General features: G+C 72.4%; 12 protein-coding genes. All 12 read left to right on the top strand.

Going from position 1 to position 15,943, the window contains the following annotated elements:
• Nucleotides 1-7: 7 nt before the first annotated feature.
• The 12 genes from rimP (at nucleotide 8) to AN215_RS30155 (ending at nucleotide 15,906) form a co-directional block, all read left to right on the top strand.
• The gene (gene rimP / locus AN215_RS26515; protein WP_070010667.1) at nucleotides 8-556 is read left to right on the top strand and encodes a ribosome maturation factor RimP; all 549 of its coding nucleotides are present in this window, start codon (nucleotides 8-10) and stop codon (nucleotides 554-556) included.
• 2 nt (nucleotides 557-558) lie between these two features.
• Complete coding sequence (nusA, locus tag AN215_RS26520; RefSeq protein WP_070010666.1) at nucleotides 559-1,596, top strand: transcription termination factor NusA; 1,038 nt, start codon at nucleotides 559-561, stop codon at nucleotides 1,594-1,596.
• Nucleotides 1,597-1,657: 61 nt separating this feature from the next.
• Nucleotides 1,658-1,945: a YlxR family protein gene (locus AN215_RS28955; RefSeq protein ID WP_079123432.1), complete on the top strand. Its 288-nt coding sequence runs from the start codon at nucleotides 1,658-1,660 to the stop codon at nucleotides 1,943-1,945.
• Between the two features lie 157 nt (nucleotides 1,946-2,102).
• Nucleotides 2,103-5,216 carry a translation initiation factor IF-2 gene (gene infB / locus AN215_RS26525; protein ID WP_070010664.1) on the top strand — a complete coding sequence of 1,038 codons (3,114 nt, stop codon included), beginning with the start codon at nucleotides 2,103-2,105 and terminating at the stop codon, nucleotides 5,214-5,216.
• Nucleotides 5,217-5,311: 95 nt separating this feature from the next.
• Nucleotides 5,312-5,608, top strand: a complete 297-nt coding sequence (locus AN215_RS26530) for a DUF503 domain-containing protein (RefSeq protein ID WP_070010663.1) — start codon at nucleotides 5,312-5,314, stop codon at nucleotides 5,606-5,608.
• A gap of 15 nt (nucleotides 5,609-5,623) precedes the next feature.
• Complete coding sequence (rbfA, locus tag AN215_RS26535) at nucleotides 5,624-6,070, top strand: 30S ribosome-binding factor RbfA (protein WP_070010662.1); 447 nt, start codon at nucleotides 5,624-5,626, stop codon at nucleotides 6,068-6,070.
• A 3-nt stretch (nucleotides 6,071-6,073) separates the two neighbouring features.
• A complete protein-coding gene (gene truB / locus AN215_RS26540) occupies nucleotides 6,074-7,045 on the top strand; it encodes a tRNA pseudouridine(55) synthase TruB (RefSeq protein WP_070010661.1) in 972 nt (323 codons plus the stop codon).
• A gap of 238 nt (nucleotides 7,046-7,283) precedes the next feature.
• Nucleotides 7,284-8,648 (top strand): four-carbon acid sugar kinase family protein, encoded by a 1,365-nt coding sequence (locus AN215_RS26545; RefSeq protein WP_070010660.1) that lies wholly within the window; start codon nucleotides 7,284-7,286, stop codon nucleotides 8,646-8,648.
• Nucleotides 8,645-9,676, top strand: a complete 1,032-nt coding sequence (gene pdxA / locus AN215_RS26550; RefSeq protein ID WP_070010659.1) for a 4-hydroxythreonine-4-phosphate dehydrogenase PdxA — start codon at nucleotides 8,645-8,647, stop codon at nucleotides 9,674-9,676. The genes AN215_RS26545 and pdxA overlap by 4 nt, the downstream gene beginning before the upstream one ends.
• A 66-nt stretch (nucleotides 9,677-9,742) precedes the next feature.
• The gene (locus tag AN215_RS26555) at nucleotides 9,743-11,146 is read left to right on the top strand and encodes an MFS transporter (RefSeq protein ID WP_079123433.1); all 1,404 of its coding nucleotides are present in this window, start codon (nucleotides 9,743-9,745) and stop codon (nucleotides 11,144-11,146) included.
• On the top strand, nucleotides 11,143-11,931 hold the full coding sequence (locus AN215_RS26560) for a DeoR/GlpR family DNA-binding transcription regulator (protein WP_070010658.1): 789 nt from the start codon (nucleotides 11,143-11,145) through the stop codon (nucleotides 11,929-11,931). Before AN215_RS26555 ends, AN215_RS26560 begins: the two co-directional genes overlap by 4 nt.
• 189 nt (nucleotides 11,932-12,120) lie before the next feature.
• Nucleotides 12,121-15,906: a trypsin-like peptidase domain-containing protein gene (locus AN215_RS30155; RefSeq protein ID WP_070031261.1), complete on the top strand. Its 3,786-nt coding sequence runs from the start codon at nucleotides 12,121-12,123 to the stop codon at nucleotides 15,904-15,906.
• Nucleotides 15,907-15,943 lie beyond the last annotated feature (37 nt).

Below are 15,943 nucleotides of genomic sequence, written 5' to 3' on the forward strand. Positions count from 1 at the left end.
CACCCGGATGAGCACCACCCAGAGCGAGAGGCTGCGCGAACTGCTGGAGCCCCTCGTGAGCAAGAAGGGGCTGGATCTCGAAGAGATCGAGGTGACGCCCGCCGGAAAGCGGCGGGTGCTCCGCGTCGTGGTGGATTCCGACGACGGAGTCCAGCTGGACACCTGCGCCGAGCTGAGCCGGACCCTCTCCGAGTCGCTGGACGAGACCGACATCATGGGCGGCTCCCCTTACGTGCTGGAAGTGACCTCACCCGGCGCCGAGCGCCCCCTGACCGAGCAGCGCCACTACCGCCGCGCGCTCGGCCGGCTCGTGAAGGCCGACCTCACCGAGAGCGCCGGCGGCGGCGAGCTGACGGCGCGCATCACAGGTGTGGACGCGGCAGGCGTCGATCTGGAGGTCCCGGGCGTGAAGGGCCGCAAGCCCACCGCCCGCCGGCTCGCCTTCGAGGAGATCGCGAAGGCGCGCGTCGAGATCGAGTTCAACCGCAAGGCCGCCGAGCAGAGAGCGCAGCACGAGTCCGCGGCCGCTGACGACGAAGGCAAGGAGGAGGCGTAGCCGTGGACATCGACATGAGTGCCCTGCGCGGGCTTGTGAGGGAGAAGGAGATCTCCCTCGATCTGCTGGTCGAGGCGATCGAGTCCGCCCTCCTCATCGCGTACCACCGCACAGAGGGCAGCTACCGGGACGCCCGCGTCGAGCTGGACCGCAAGACCGGACACGTGACGGTCTGGGCCAGGGAAAGCGCGTCAGAGCTGGCCGAGGGTGCGGAGCCGCGGGAGTTCGACGACACCCCCACCGGCTTCGGGCGCATCGCCGCCACCACGGCGAAGCAGGTCATCCTGCAGCGGCTGCGGGACGCCGAGGAGGAGGTCACCTTCGGCGAGTACGCGGGCCGCGAGGGCGACGTCGTCGCGGGCGTGGTCCAGCAGGGCAAGGACCCCAAGAGCGTGCTCGTCGACATCGGCAAGCTGGAGGCGATCCTTCCGCCGCAGGAGCAGGTCCCCGGCGAGGACTACTCGCACGGCACCCGCCTGCGTACGTACGTCGTACGCGTCGCCAAGGGCGTGCGCGGACCTTCGGTGACGCTCTCGCGCACCCACCCGAATCTGGTCAGGAAGCTCTTCGAGCTGGAGGTGCCGGAGATCGCGGACGGTTCGGTGGAGATCGCCGCCATCGCCCGCGAGGCGGGGCACCGTACGAAGATCGCCGTACGCTCGACGCGCTCCGGGCTGAACGCCAAGGGCGCCTGCATCGGCCCGATGGGCGGCCGTGTGCGCAACGTCATGGCGGAGCTGCACGGAGAGAAGATCGACATCGTCGACTGGTCCGAGGACCCTGCGGACCTGGTCGCTCACGCGCTCTCCCCGGCACGTGTGAGTCAGGTCGAGATCATCGATCTCGCGGCACGGTCGGCGCGTGTGACGGTGCCCGACTACCAGCTCTCCCTCGCGATCGGCAAGGAAGGCCAGAACGCACGCCTCGCCGCACGTCTGACCGGCTGGCGCATCGACATCCGCCCGGACACGGCTGAAGCGGGCGAAGCCGTATCGGCCGAGCCGGAGCCGGCGCCCGGACAGGCTGCCGAGCAGGGCTGAAACCATAGGGGTGGCCGTTACCCCCGAAGGGGTGTGACGGTGCGGGGAGGTAGACTTATCAGTGTCTGGCCGGACGCGAGTCCGAGCATGCCCACAGCGCACTTGCGTGGGCTGTCGGAAGCGCTCGGACAAACCCGATCTGCTGCGTGTGGTGCTGAACGGGGGCCGTTGCGTCCCTGATCTTCGCGGTACGCTGCCCGGCCGGGGCGCGTATCTGCATCCCACGTCAGCCTGCCTTGACCAGGCTGTCCGTCGACGGGCGTTCAACAGGGCCTTCCGTGGCCCGGGGCCGTTCGACGTGACGGAGCTGCACCGGCAGGTGGAGCAGATCGAGCAGGCGGAACCGTAAGACAGTCCGTTCGGAACCCTCCGTTCGGAGAGGTACCTCGCGAGTCGGAAGTAGGTCGAGATTGCGATGAGCACTCGATGAGTACGCGATGAGTACGCCCATGCATAAGTAGCGAAGGTCCGGCGGCGGACGAGCCCCCCGGACCGTAAGGAGCGAAGTGGCTAAGGTCCGGGTATACGAGCTCGCCAAGGAGCTCGGAGTCGAGAGCAAGGTCGTCATGGCCAAGCTCCAGGAACTGGGCGAATTCGTCCGCTCGGCGTCCTCGACGATCGAGGCGCCGGTAGTACGCAAGTTGACCGACGCCTTCGACGCGGGCGGTGGTGCCGGCGCAGCGTCCGGTGCCAAGAAGTCCGCGGCGAAGCCGGCGGCGCCGAAGAAGGCGGCCGCCCCCAAGCCCAGTGGCGCCGCAGCACCCAAGCCCGCCGACGGAGCGGCACCCAAGCCCGGTGCCGGAGCCGCCAAGACGGGCCAGTCCAAGACCCCGAAGCCGGGAGCCCCCAAGCCGGCGCCGGAGGCCCCCGCCGCACCCGCTCCCGCGGCCGAGACCGGCGGTCCGGTCACTCCGGCCGTTCCCGAATCGGAGAAGGCGCAGGCGCCCAAGCCGGGCGGCCCCAAGCCGGGGCCTGCGAAGCCCGAGTTCTCGGCGCCCGCCGCCGAGGCGGACGCGCCCAAGCCCGGCGCGACGGCTCCCAAGCCAGGCCAGGCGGCACCGAAGCCGGGCCAGGCGCCGCCGAAGCCCGGTCAGAGCCAGGGCCAGGGCGGCCGTGGCGGTCAGGGCGCACGTCCCGGTGGCGCACCCAAGCCGGGTGGCCGTCCCTCCGGGCCGCGTCCGGGCAACAACCCCTTCACGTCCGGTGGTTCCACCGGCATGGCACGTCCGCAGGCCCCACGGCCCGGCGGTGCGCCGAAGCCCGGTCAGCCCGGTGCCAAGCCGGGTCAGGGCCAGGGCGGTCCGCGTCCGCAGGCGCCGGGCGGCCGTGGCGGAGCCACGCCGGGCAACATGCCTCGTCCGCAGGGCGCCGGCCAGGGCGGTCCGCGCCCCGGTGGCGGCGGCGGAGGCGGTAGCCGGCCCAACCCGGGCATGATGCCGCAGCGTCCCGCTGCCGCTCCGCGTCCGGGTCCCGGCCGCGGTGGTCCCGGTGGCGGTCCCGGCCGCGGTGGTCCCGGTGGTGGCGCCGGCCGTCCCGGTGGCGGTGGCGGCGGCTTCGGCGGTCGTCCCGGCGGCGGTGGCGGCGGTGGCCGTCCCGGTGGCGGTGGCGGCGGCTTCGGCGGTCGTCCCGGCGGCGGTGGCGGCGGTCGTCCCGGTTTCGCGGGGCGCCCCGGCGGTCCCGGTGGCCGTGGCGGCACGCAGGGCGCGTTCGGCCGTCCCGGCGGTCCGGCACGGCGTGGCCGCAAGTCGAAGCGGCAGCGCCGTCAGGAGTACGAGCAGATGCAGGCGCCGTCGGTCGGCGGCGTGATGCTGCCGCGCGGCAAGGGCGAGACCGTACGGCTCTCGCGCGGCGCCTCGCTCACGGACTTCGCGGAGAAGATCAACGCCAACCCGGCGTCCCTGGTCCAGGTGATGTTCAACCTGGGCGAGATGGTCACCGCCACGCAGTCCGTCTCCGACGAGACGCTGAGCCTGCTCGGCGAGGAGATGAACTACGTCGTCCAGATCGTCAGCCCGGAGGAGGAGGACCGCGAGCTTCTCGAGTCCTTCGACATCGAGTTCGGCGAGGACGAGGGCGGCGAGAAGGCGCTCATGCCGCGTCCGCCGGTCGTGACCGTCATGGGTCACGTCGACCACGGCAAGACGCGTCTGCTGGACGCCATCCGCAAGACCAACGTCATCGCGGGCGAGGCCGGCGGCATCACCCAGCACATCGGTGCGTACCAGGCCTCGACCGAGGTCAACGATGAGGAGCGCAAGCTCACCTTCATCGACACCCCTGGTCACGAGGCGTTCACCGCCATGCGTGCCCGCGGTGCGAAGTCGACGGACATCGCGATCCTCGTGGTCGCGGCGAACGACGGCGTCATGCCGCAGACGATCGAGGCGCTGAACCACGCCAAGGCGGCCGAGGTGCCGATCGTGGTCGCGGTCAACAAGATCGACGTCGAGGGTGCCGACCCGACGAAGGTGCGCGGTCAGCTGACCGAGTACGGCCTCGTGGCCGAGGAGTACGGCGGCGACACCATGTTCGTCGACATCTCCGCCAAGCAGGGCGAGAACATCGAGGCGCTGCTGGAGGCGGTCGTGCTGACCGCGGACGCCGCGCTCGACCTGCGGGCCAACCCGGAGCAGGACGCTCAGGGCCTCGCGATCGAGGCGCACCTCGACCGCGGCCGTGGCGCCGTGGCGACCGTGCTGGTCCAGCGGGGCACGCTCCGCGTCGGCGACACCATGGTCGTGGGCGACGCCTACGGCAGGGTCCGCGCGATGCTCGACGACAAGGGCGAGAACATCAAGGAAGCGGGTCCCGCGACCCCCGTCCTCGTCCTGGGTCTGACCAACGTCCCCGGCGCAGGCGACAACTTCCTGGTGGTCGAGGAGGACCGTACGGCCCGTCAGATCGCCGAGAAGCGCGCCGCCCGCGAGCGCAACGCCGCGTTCGCCAAGCGCACCCGCAGGGTCTCCCTGGAGGACCTGGACAAGGTGCTCAAGGCGGGCGAGGTGCAGCAGCTCAACCTCATCATCAAGGGCGACGCCTCCGGTTCGGTCGAGGCCCTGGAGTCCTCGCTCCTGCAGCTGGACGTCGGCGAAGAGGTCGATCTGCGCATCCTGCACCGCGGCGTCGGTGCGGTCACCGAGACCGACATCGACCTGGCGACCGGTTCCGACGCCATCGTCATCGGCTTCAACGTCCGCGCCGAGGGGCGCGCGACGCAGATGGCCGAGCGCGAGGGCGTGGACGTCCGCTACTACTCGGTGATCTACCAGGTCATCGAGGAGATCGAGGCGGCCCTGAAGGGCATGCTCAAGCCGGAGTACGAGGAGGTCGAGCTCGGCACGGCGGAGATCCGCGAGGTCTTCCGTTCCTCCAAGCTCGGCAACATCGCGGGTGTTCTCATCCGCTCCGGCGAGGTCCGGCGGAACACCAAGGCCCGCCTCGTGCGCGACGGCAAGGTCGTGGCGGAGAACCTCAACATCGAGGGCCTGCGCCGCTTCAAGGACGACGTCACCGAGATCCGCGACGGCTTCGAGGGCGGTATCAACCTCGGCAGCTTCAACGACATCAAGGTCGACGACGTCATCGCCACGTACGAGATGCGGGAGAAGCCCCGCGGCTGACGCTCCGGCGTCAGAGCGCGGATGAGGCGGTCCGGGGCCGGTCGGCGGAGGAAACTCCGTCGATCGGCCCCGGCGGCATCTTCTACGATCTCCAGGTGTATGTGGGGACTCTTTCCATCGACTTGCTGCTGGGCGACGTGCGTTCGCTGAAGCAGAAGCGCTCCGTCATCCGCCCCATCGTCGCCGAACTGCAGCGCAAGTACGCGGTGAGCGTGGCGGAGGTCGCGGAGCAGGATCTCTACCGGCGCACCAGGATCGGCCTGGCTGCGGTGTCGGGGGACGCGGGGCACGTGACCGACGTGCTGGACCGGTGCGAGCGGCTCGTGGCCGCCCGTCCGGAAGTGGAACTGCTGTCCGTGAGGCGGCGCTTCCACGGAGAAGACGACGATTAGCGAGGAGACGGACCAGTGGCCGACAATGCACGGGCTAAGAGGCTTGCCGACCTCATCCGTGAGGTGGTCGCTACGACGCTTCACCGGGGGATCAAGGATCCGCGGCTCGGCACCCATGTGACCGTCACGGACACCCGGGTCACCGGGGACCTGCGGGAGGCGACGGTCTTCTACACCGTCTACGGGGACGACGAGGACCGCAAGGCGGCGGCCGCGGGCCTGGAGAGCGCGAAGGGCGTGCTGCGTACCGCGGTGGGCGCGGCGGCGGGCGTGAAGCACACCCCCAGCCTCAGCTTCGTCGCGGACGCCCTGCCGGAGAACGCCCGTACGATCGACGATCTCCTGGAACGGGCCAAGGCATCCGACGAGGAGGTGCGTAAGGCCTCCTCCGGCGCGGACTACGCGGGCGGCGCGGACCCTTACCGCAAGCCGGCCGACGGCGAGCAGTCCGAGGACGAATGAGCCGTGGCACGTAAGAAGGACCAGGAGCCCGGCGGGCTTGTCGTCGTCGACAAGCCCGCCGGCTTCACGTCGCACGACGTCGTGGCGAAGCTGCGCGGCATGGCCCACACGCGACGGGTCGGACACGCGGGAACGCTGGACCCGATGGCGACCGGCGTGCTCGTCGTCGGGACCGGGAAGACCACCCGGCTCCTCGGGCATCTCGCCCTCACGGAGAAGGAGTACACCGCCACGGTCCGGCTCGGGCAGAACACCGTGACCGAGGACGCGGAGGGCGAGGTCACCGATGCGCCCGGGGCGTCCGGCATCACCGGCGAGGCCGTCGGCGCGGCCGTCGGCAAGCTCACCGGGCGCATCCTTCAGGTGCCGTCGAAGGTGAGCGCGGTGAAGGTCGACGGCAAGCGCTCCTATCAGCGGGTGCGCGAAGGCGAGGCCGTCGAGCTCGCGGCCCGTGAGATCACCGTGTCCGCCTTCGACGTGCACGAAGTGCGCGGCGGGGAGCGGGCGGAGGACGGCACGGAGGTCACCGATCTGCTGGTCTCCGTCGTGTGCTCATCGGGCACGTATGTACGGGCGCTGGCGCGCGACCTCGGCGAATCCCTCGGTACGGGCGGGCACTTGACGGCTCTGCGCCGCACCAGGGTCGGGCCCTACCGGCTGGCGGACGCCCGTTCACTGGAAGAGCTGCAGAGCGAGGCCGACAGCGGTGCGGGGATCTCGCTGCTGCCCCTCGGCGAGGCCGCAGCCGCGGCCTTCCCGCGCTGGGACGTCGACTCGGAGGCGGCACGGCTGATCGGCAACGGTGTCCAACTCCGCATGCCGGCGCGGGAATCGGCGCGCCAGGAGGCCGGTGCGCCGGCATCGGGGGCGGCCGGGGCTTCGGCGCCCGTGGCGGTCTTCGGGCCGGAGGGCGGCCTCGTGGCGCTCGTCGAGGAGCGCGACGGTCGCGCGAAGAGCCTCGCAGTGTTCGTCTAGCCGTCCGCCTGTCCGCCTGTCCGCCTGTCCGCCTGTTCGGTCGTCGGGTTCGGCTGCTCGCTGTAGTTGCGCGGTTCGCGCGAAAACTCCTCTCCTTGTAGCTCTTGACAGCGCCTGCCTGCGGAGACGACGCTTCGTTGAACGAAACACGCAAGAAGCATTGCGTGAATCAGTCAAGAAGAGTTCGGTCGAGGCCGCCAGGCCGGATGCGGGCCGAAGCCGGGCAGGAAAGGGCATCGTGGCGCAGATACTCGTGGTCGCCGACGACCTCACCGGCAGCAACGCCACCGGCGCCCTCTTCGCCCGGCTCGGGCTGCACACCGTCACGGTCAGCGACGTCGCCCAGGTGCCCCGGTACGCCGGCTCCGTCGACGTCCTCGTGGTGAACACCGGCTCCCGGCACTTCACACCCCAGCAGAGCTACGACGCCGTGCACGCCGCGGTCTCCGCCGCCGCCGGCGACACCCTCGTCGTCAAGCGTGTCGACACCACGCTGCGCGGCAATCCCGGCCGCGAACTCGACGCCGTGGTCGAATCGGTCACCGCGCGCCACCCTTCAACTTCCGTACGGGTACTGGCTGTTCCGGCGTTCCCCGACGCCGGACGCACCACGGTCGGCGGCATCCACCTCGTGGACGGCGTCCCCCTGACCCGTACGCCGGTCGCCCACGACCTCTTCAACTCGGTACGGCACTCCCGGGTCGCCTCCGTCATCGGCGAGCAGAGCTCGCTGACCACCGCCGAAGTCCCGCTCGACGTCGTCGAGGACGGCGTGGGCGGAGTGGCCGAGGCACTGCGGCGTCCCGCCGGGATCGTGGTCTGCGACGCCACCGAGAACGAGCATCTGCGTACAGTCGCCGCGGCGGCCGCCAGGATCACCGCCGAGGACGGCACGCGCTGGATCTCCCTGGACTCCGGGCCGTTCGGCGCGGCGCTCGCCGCGGAGCTCGGAATCCGCCCCGCCGGGTCCCCGCCCTGCATCCTCGCCGTCGTCGGCAGCGTCACCGAAGCCACGCACGAGCAGCTCGTGAGGACCGAGAGGGCGCTCGGCGCGCACTACGTGGAGCTGGACCCGGAGGAACCGGCGCCCGATCCGCGCCGCATCGTCCGCGAGCTCCAGGAAGCGGCCGATTCCGGGGCCGCCGTCCTCGGCGTACGCATCGCTCCGCGTGCCGTACGCGATCCCGGCGCAGCGGCGCGCATCCTGCGCTGCCTCGCCGAGGCCGCCGCCCACGCCGTCAAGGCCCTGAACCCCGGTGGCCTCTACACCTCCGGCGGCGACGTCGCCGCGGCGGTCACCGGTGCGCTCGGCGCCGAAGGATTCCAGATCGAGGCCGAGGTGCTGCCGCTGGCAGTCGCCGGCCATCTGGTCGGCGGTCCGCACAGCGGCCTGCCGTTCGCGACCAAGGGCGGGCTCATCGGCGGGCCGGACGCCGCCGTGGCCTGCCTGGAGCGGTTGCGCGCCATGCACACGCGCGGCGCACTCCGTGCTCCGGGGGAGCCCGGCTTCCCCGTCCGCCCGTACGGGCCGGGCACCGCCCAGGCCGGCTCCGCACCCGGTTCCGGTCCCGACCACCCGACAGAAGAAGAGGTTTCCTCATGAGCAGCCGCCGGCTTCCCGTCCTCGCAGTCACACTCGGCGACCCGGCCGGCATCGGGCCCGAGATCACCGCCCGTACCCTCGCGGACCCGCAGACCGCGGACCTCGGCCACGGCATCGCCGTCGGGGACGCCGCCGTACTGCGGCGGGCCGTGCAGGTGTGCGGCCTGGACGTCGAGGTGAACGCCGTCGGATCGGTCGCGGAGGCACGCTTCACACCGGGCACCGTCGACGTGCTCGACCTGGGCATCGCGGGCGACGACCTGGAGTGGGGCGAGGTCAGCGCCGTCGCGGGCCGCTCGGCCGTGGCCGCCATCGAGGCGGCGACCCGTGCCGCCCTGGCCCGCGAGGTCGACGGAATCGTCACCTCGCCCATCAACAAGGAGGCGGTCTGGGCGGCCGGTGCCCAGCACCTCGGCCACACCGAGATGCTCGGTGAACTGACCGGCGCCGCACACTTCGACACGATGTTCGTCGTCCGCGGACTGAAGATCTTCTTCACGACGCGGCACGTCTCGCTGCGCAAGGCGCTGGACCAGATCGACGAGGAGCGGGTCGCCGCCAGCATCCGCCATGCCACCACCGCTCTGCGGGTCTTCGGGCACGACGAGCCGCGGCTCGGCGTCGCCGCCATCAACCCCCACGGCGGGGAGAACGGCCACTTCGGGGACGAGGAGATCACCGCGCTGCGGCCGGCGGTCGAGCGGACCGCGGCCGAGGGCCTCGACGTCACCGGTCCCGTACCCGCCGACTCCGTCTTCCACCAGGGCCTGCAGGGCCGGTTCGACGGGGTGCTCTCGCACTTCCACGACCAGGGCCACATCCCCGCCAAGACCGTCGACTTCGACGGGACGGTCTCGGTGACCGTCGGCCTGCCGATTCTGCGTACGTCGGTGGACCACGGCACGGCGTTCGACATCGCCGGCACCGGCAAGGCCTCGCCGGGCACCATGGCCGCCGCGTTCCGCTCCGGCGTGCACTTCAGCGCCTTCACCGACCGCATCCGGGCGGCCTACGGAACCGGCGCCTGAGCCGCCGGACCGCCAACCGAAGCGCCCAGCAACACCCGTACCACGCAAGTGCAGTTGGAGCAGCAGATGACCCCCGCCTCACCACCGCCCGCGTCGCCGGCGGCCGGAACGCCCGTACCCACGAAGCGCTGGACGTACGTCATCCCCGTGGCCGTCGTGATGTACATGCTGGCGTTCCTGGACCGCAGCAACGTCTCCGTGATCCTGCCGTACATGGACGGCGACCTGAGCCTGTCCGCCGCCGACGAGGGCATGGTCACCGGGATCTTCTTCCTGGGATACGTCTTTCTGCAGATCCCCGGAGCGATCCTCGCCCAGCGCTGGAGCGCCCGTAAGACCGTGACGATCCTGATGATCGCCTGGGGCGTCGCCGCCATGGCCTGCGGACTCGTGCAGACCAAGGAGCAGTTCTACGTCGCGCGGTTCGTGCTGGGCCTCTTCGAGGGCGGGGTGTGGCCGGCGGTGCTCATCCTGCTCGCCTCCTGGTTCCCGCTGCGGGAGCGTGCGCGGGCCAACGCCCTGTGGATGGCCTGCCTGCCGATCTCCTCGATCCTCATGGCTCCGCTCTCCGGTCTGATGCTCGACCACACGGACTGGCGCTGGGTGCTCGTGCTGCAGGGGCTGCCGCCGCTGATCTGGGCCGTGGTGTGGTGGTTCGCCGTCGCCGACCACCCCTCTCAGGCACGCTGGATCTCGCGGCGCGAGTCCGAGTACGTCGAGCGGGCGCTCGCCGAGGACGAGGCGGCCAAGCCCGCTGCCGGCAGCGGTTCCTACCTCGACGCCATCAAGCAGCGGTCCGTGCTCGTCCTGATCGGCGTGTACTTCTTCTGGATCACCGGCTTCTACGGGTTCACGCTCTGGCTGCCCTCCGTCGTCAAGACCCTTACGAACGACGGCTCTTCGACGGAGGTCGGGCTGCTCAGCGCGATCCCGTTCACGGTGGCGCTGATCGTGATGGTCGCCAACGCGGCGTGGTCGGACCGTACCGGGAAGCGGCGGCAAGCCGTCGCCGTACCGCTCGTCGTGGCGATGGCCGCGCTGCTGCTCGGGCAGGTCGTGGAGGGCGGCGTCCTCGGGATGCTGCTCCTGTGCGTGACCGCGGGCGCGCTCTACGCACCGTACGGACCGTTCTGGGCGATCCCCGGCGGAGTACTGCGCATCGAGGTGGTGGCGGTGGCCATGGGCCTCATCAACGCCCTGGGGAATCTGGGCGGTTACGTCGGCCCGTACCTGGTGGGCTGGCTCACCGACAGCACGGGTACGAGCGTGACCGGCTTCGGGGTGCTGGCCGGGTTCCTCGCCGTGGCCGTGGTGCTGGTGCTGGCGGGGCTGCGTCCGTCGGCCGAGGAGACGGCTCCCGTTGCCGGAGCAGGCCGTGCCGGCGGAGACGCCGGTGCCGAGGGCGGCGCGGATGCGGAAACCGGTGCCCGCACGCGTGCCGGTCAGGCCTTCGCGGAGAGGACGCGATGACGAACGCCCGGTCCCGCGCCCCGCGCCGTGGCACGGCACGGCGCCGCGACGACATCCTGCGAGAGGTCCTGGCGGGCAACGGCGAGATAACCGCGCTCGCCGACCGGTTCGGGATCTCCGTCTCCACGGTCCGCCGCGACCTGCAGGAGCTGGCAGGGGACGGGCACGTCCACCGCACCTACGGAGGCGCCGTCGCGGGCGGCCACACCGCCGAACGCACGCTGGACGAGAAGGAGTCGGGCAACCCCGCCCAGAAGGAGGCCATCGCGCGTGCGGCGGCCGCGCGGGTCTCCGACGGCGACGTGATCCTCATCGACGCGGGCACCACGACGGGGAGACTCGCGCGGGCGTTGCGGTCGCGCAGCGGGCTCACCGTCATCACCAACTCCACCATCGCGGTGCGCCATCTCGCCGAGGCGCAGGGGCTCGAACTCGTCGTGCTGGGCGGCCGGGTGCGCCGTCCGAACGGCGCGATCCTCGGGCCCGAGGGAGACGAGACGCTGCGGCGGCTCACGCCTGATCTGGTCTTCCTCGGGGCGGACGGACTGCACGCACGGGACGGACTGTCCTGCCCCACGCTCGAACAGGCCCATTCCAAGGAGCTGATGGCGGAGCGCGGCGGTGAGGTGTTCGTCCTGGCCGACTCCTCCAAGCTGGGCGACAGCCCGTTCCCGTACCACGCCCGTCAGCGCCGCCCGTGGACTCTCATCACGGACGCGGAGGCGTCGCCCGGGCAGGTTGAGGAGTTCGCCGCGAGCGGCGAGTGCGACGTGGTCACGGCGTAGGCGCTTTCAGGAGATCCGCAGTCGCCGCCGCATTCCCCTACCCGGCGGGATTCACTCCAACGGCCGGGCGCTCGGAATGAGTCGAGGGCGCAGGTGGGGGCGCTTTCCCGGATGCACTGTCGTTGCTGATCAACTTCCCTTTACGGTCAGGGCAGTTCGGCCGATCGGGACACAACTGGACGGTGCGTGATGGGAGCGGTGCTCGCGGAGCAGGCGCTGGTGCGGATCCGCGATCTGGCGGGACGGCCGCGCGGCACCGGCTTCGTCGCGGACGCCGGCGGCACCGTGATCACCAGCCATGAGGCGGTGGACGGGCTCACCCGCGTCGTCGTGCACGCTCACGGGGGCCGCGGCCACCTCGCGGAGTCCGGCGCCATCACGCCGCTCCCCGAATGGGACCTCGCCCTGATCCGTACGGAAGGCCTCGGCCTGGCGCCCCTTCTCGTCGGGGCGGAACGTGCGGCGGCCGGGAGTACGCCGGTGCGGCTCTTCACATGGGGCGACGAGGGCGGTGCCGCCGACGGGAGCGGTCCCGGCGGCTCGGACGGTGAGTGCGGCCCGGGCGGGACGGACAGCGCGGGAGGTACCCGCGCCGGTGCCGCGCGGCAGCCGGGCGGCGCCTGGACCGAGGCGGTACTGTCCGGCGGCCCGGCAACCGTCACCTACACCTCGACCGACCGCTTCCAGGAGCTGGAAGGGGCGCTCGAACTGACGATGCCCGAGTCCGCGGCCTCCCGGCTCCGGCTGAACCGCCGGGCATCGGGCTCTCCCGTGCTCGACGCCGGGACCGGCGCGGTGCTGGCCGTACTGGGCACCGCGCTGCACGCGCCCGGCGCGGGCAGCTGTTCGGCGTTCGCCGTGCCGCTGCGTACGGCCGGACTGTGGGACGCGGAAGGGCAGTTGGGGGCGTTGCTGGCCCGTAACGGTGCCACCGTCCCCGGCTTCGGCGCGGACCTCAATCTGGCGGGCGCACTGCGGCTGACGGCGGCGACGGTACGTCCCGCGGTGAGACGGGCCGCGGAAATCGCCACGAGGCACGTGGAGCGCCCCGAAGTCACCGGTGCGCTGCGCGAGTTCAGCGGAAGCGGTGCGTCGGTGGCGGCGCTCGTGGGGCGTGCGGGCACGGGCCGTACGACTCAGCTGGCCGCGCTCGCGGCCCGGCGCGCGAGCGACACGGCGCCCGCACCCACGGTGTGGCTGCGGGGCGCGCAGCTGCGCGAGGGCGACGGGAGCGTACGTGAGGCGGTGGGACGGGCGATGGAACCCGGCCCGCGGCAGCAGGGGTCCGCCGCGGCAGACGCGGCGGCTTCCCGTGCGGACGTGGTTGCCCGGCTGGCGCGGGAGGCGCGGCGTCCCCTGCTGGTGCTGCTGGACGCGCCCGAGGAGATGCCCGCGCGGCTTGCGCGCCAACTGCGCCGCTGGACCGCCGGTACGGCGGGGTGGCTCCGTGCCGCCGGTGCCCGGATGGTGATCGCGTGCGGGCCCGAACAGTGGGAGGAACTGGGGGAGTTGTTCCCCGCGGAGCTGCTGTTCCAAGCGACCGGCGAGGCAGACGGCAGCAGGTCGGCGGGTGAGGCAGCAGCACGCGGACGGTCGTCGCGAGGACGGCCTCCGTGCGTACGGATCGCCGGCCTGAACGCACCGGAGGCCCTGCGCGCACGCGAGCTGTACGGCCTCGGCGCGCATGACCTGGCACCGGCGGACGCCGGGCATCCACTGGTGATGCGCATGCTGTCGGAGATCCGGGCGGCACAGGACGACGGCCGGGCGGCGCTGCACGACAGCGCGACGCCGGAGAACGACCACGCGGGGCCGGACGGTGCGGGGCAGGGCCGAGCGGGTACCGACGACGGCGACGGAAGCGCTTCCGCACCCCCGAGCCGGGACTGCGTCTTCTCCGCGTATCTTGGCCTCGTCGCCCTGCGCATCGCACAAAGGCTCTGCGGCCCTGCGGCTTCCGCCGGCGCGGTGCGGCGCGCCACCGCCCGCGCGTCGGGAGCCCTTCATCAGGCTGCGCGGCGCTGTCTCGGGCCCGCCCAAGGCGCCCTGAGCCGGGCGGACTTCGAGGAGGTCTTCCCACCTGGCGGCGGCTGGGCCGAGGCGGTCCTCGCGGACGGGGTTCTGGAGGTCGCGGGGGAGCAGCAACTCCGTTTCGCGGACGAGGAGTTCGGCGACTGGCTGCAGGGCAGGCACCTGGACGTCGACGCGGCGCTGGAGACCCTCGTGCCGGGGCGCTGTCACGACGACGGTGCGGCCGCCGGGCCTGCCGGGCGCGCCGCTGGGGGCACCCCAAGGCCGGAGGCCCCGGGGGAGGCAGGGCCCGCAGCCGCGGAGGGCCGGGTGCCGAGGCACAGAATCGGGCCCGTCGTTCACGCGCTCGTGCTGAGCGCCCGGCTCGAAGGCCCGTACGCGCTGGAGAGACGGCTGCGACCGCTGGCCGAAGCAGTCACCTCGGACAGGGACCTCACGCACAGGGACCCCACGGGCCCGGACCTCACGGACAGGGACCCCGCCTCGGACCGGGACGTGACCGAGGACAGCGACCTCACTTCGGGCAGGGACCGCATGCCGGCTGCCGCCGTCCCGCCGGGCGCGGACGGCGAGGCCGCCTGGTGGGCCGGCCGGCTGCTGCGGGAGACGCTGCTGCGCGTCCCCGACGCCCGCCCGTACTACGGGCTGCTGCGCGGCCTGGCAGAGCACATCGCCGCCGAAGGTCGGGAGCGCACCGGCGGGTTCGGGCCGTCGTTCTGGCGGCGGCTCGCCCTGCCGACCGCGCAGCGGACCGGACTGCTGCGCCTGCTGCTGCCCGCCGACGCGGCGTGCGCGGTCACGGCCGGCCGGGCGGAGGAGCGCTACCTCGACGTCGTACGGGAGCTCCTGGCCGCGGAGCCGCAGACCGTACAGCCGCTGCTGTGCGGCTGGTTCACCGACCGCCGGCCCCTGGCCCGGCCGGAGGAACCCGCCGGTGACGCGGGCCCGGAGGCGGCCCGCGACCGCGAAGTACCGCGGCCCACGGTCGCATCGGCCGCGCAGGCACTGCTCTACACGCACCGCAGGCAGGCCGTGGACATGACCCTCGATCTGCTGACCGACGCGTGCCATCCGCGTGCGGACGAACTCCTCGGCGAGCTGGCTGAGGAGGAGCCCTCCGCGTTGTGCCGCGCCGTCGAGCGCTGGGCGCACGACGAGCGGACGCTGCGGCAGATCGCCGCGGCCGAGTACGGACCGCGGATGGCGCGGCGCGTGCGTACGGCCGCCGGCCGCCGGCGTCTGGAACGGGCCGCGCGTGCTCTGCTCCGCCTGCCCGGCGGTTCCTCGGTGCACGGCCCGGCCGCCGTGACGATGCTGCTGCGGCTCCAGCAGCTCGCCCGGCCTCGGCCCCAGCAGCCTCAGCCGTCCGAGCTCCGGCCGGCCCAGCCGCATCCCCTCCAGCAGCATCCGTCCACCGCGGAGGAGGAGGCCGAGCGGCAGGGCCTTGTCGACACCGCTCTCGGCCTCCTCTCGGCGACGGGCTCCACCGAGCTGTCCGACGTGCTCGTGGACGAGCTGACCTGCCGGCCGGCACTCGCACTCGCCGCCTTCCGCGCGCGGCTGTGTGAACAGCCCGGCGGAGGCGCCCCTCACCTGGCCGAGGTGCTCGCTGCCGTGCGGCGGCCGGATCTCGCCGTGCCGACCGCGGAAGTGGTACGTGAGCTGGCCGAGAGACATCCGGAGACCGCCGGTGACGCGCTGGCCGCGTTCGTGCGGCGCAGGCTCACGGACCGCCCGGAGGGCTGCGACGGGCTTCAGCTGCTGACCGATGCGCTGGTGTGCACTCCGTACGCGCCGCTGAGGGCCGGCCTCGCCCGCGCGCTCGGCGCGGCCGGCGGACCAGCACCCCGGAAGCTGCTGGACGTGCTGCTCGTCGGGGAGCAGGACGCGGCCGTGCTGGAGGCCGCACCTGCCCACGCGCGGGTCCCGTGCGGTCGTCACTGAGCAGCATGGCACCCTTGGACCGGCGGAACCATCGGCA

The organism is Streptomyces abyssalis, assembly GCF_001751365.1.
Taxonomy (GTDB): Bacteria; Actinomycetota; Actinomycetes; order Streptomycetales; family Streptomycetaceae; genus Streptomyces; species Streptomyces abyssalis.

Coding starts and splice junctions, on each gene's coding strand:
- rimP (WP_070010667.1), top strand. CDS start 8: ATGAGCACCACCCAGAGCGAGAGGCTGCGCGAACTGCTGGAGCCCCTC.
- pdxA (WP_070010659.1), top strand. CDS start 8,645: ATGAGCAGCCGCCGGCTTCCCGTCCTCGCAGTCACACTCGGCGACCCG.
- AN215_RS26555 (WP_079123433.1), top strand. CDS start 9,743: ATGACCCCCGCCTCACCACCGCCCGCGTCGCCGGCGGCCGGAACGCCC.
- AN215_RS26560 (WP_070010658.1), top strand. CDS start 11,143: ATGACGAACGCCCGGTCCCGCGCCCCGCGCCGTGGCACGGCACGGCGC.
- AN215_RS30155 (WP_070031261.1), top strand. CDS start 12,121: ATGGGAGCGGTGCTCGCGGAGCAGGCGCTGGTGCGGATCCGCGATCTG.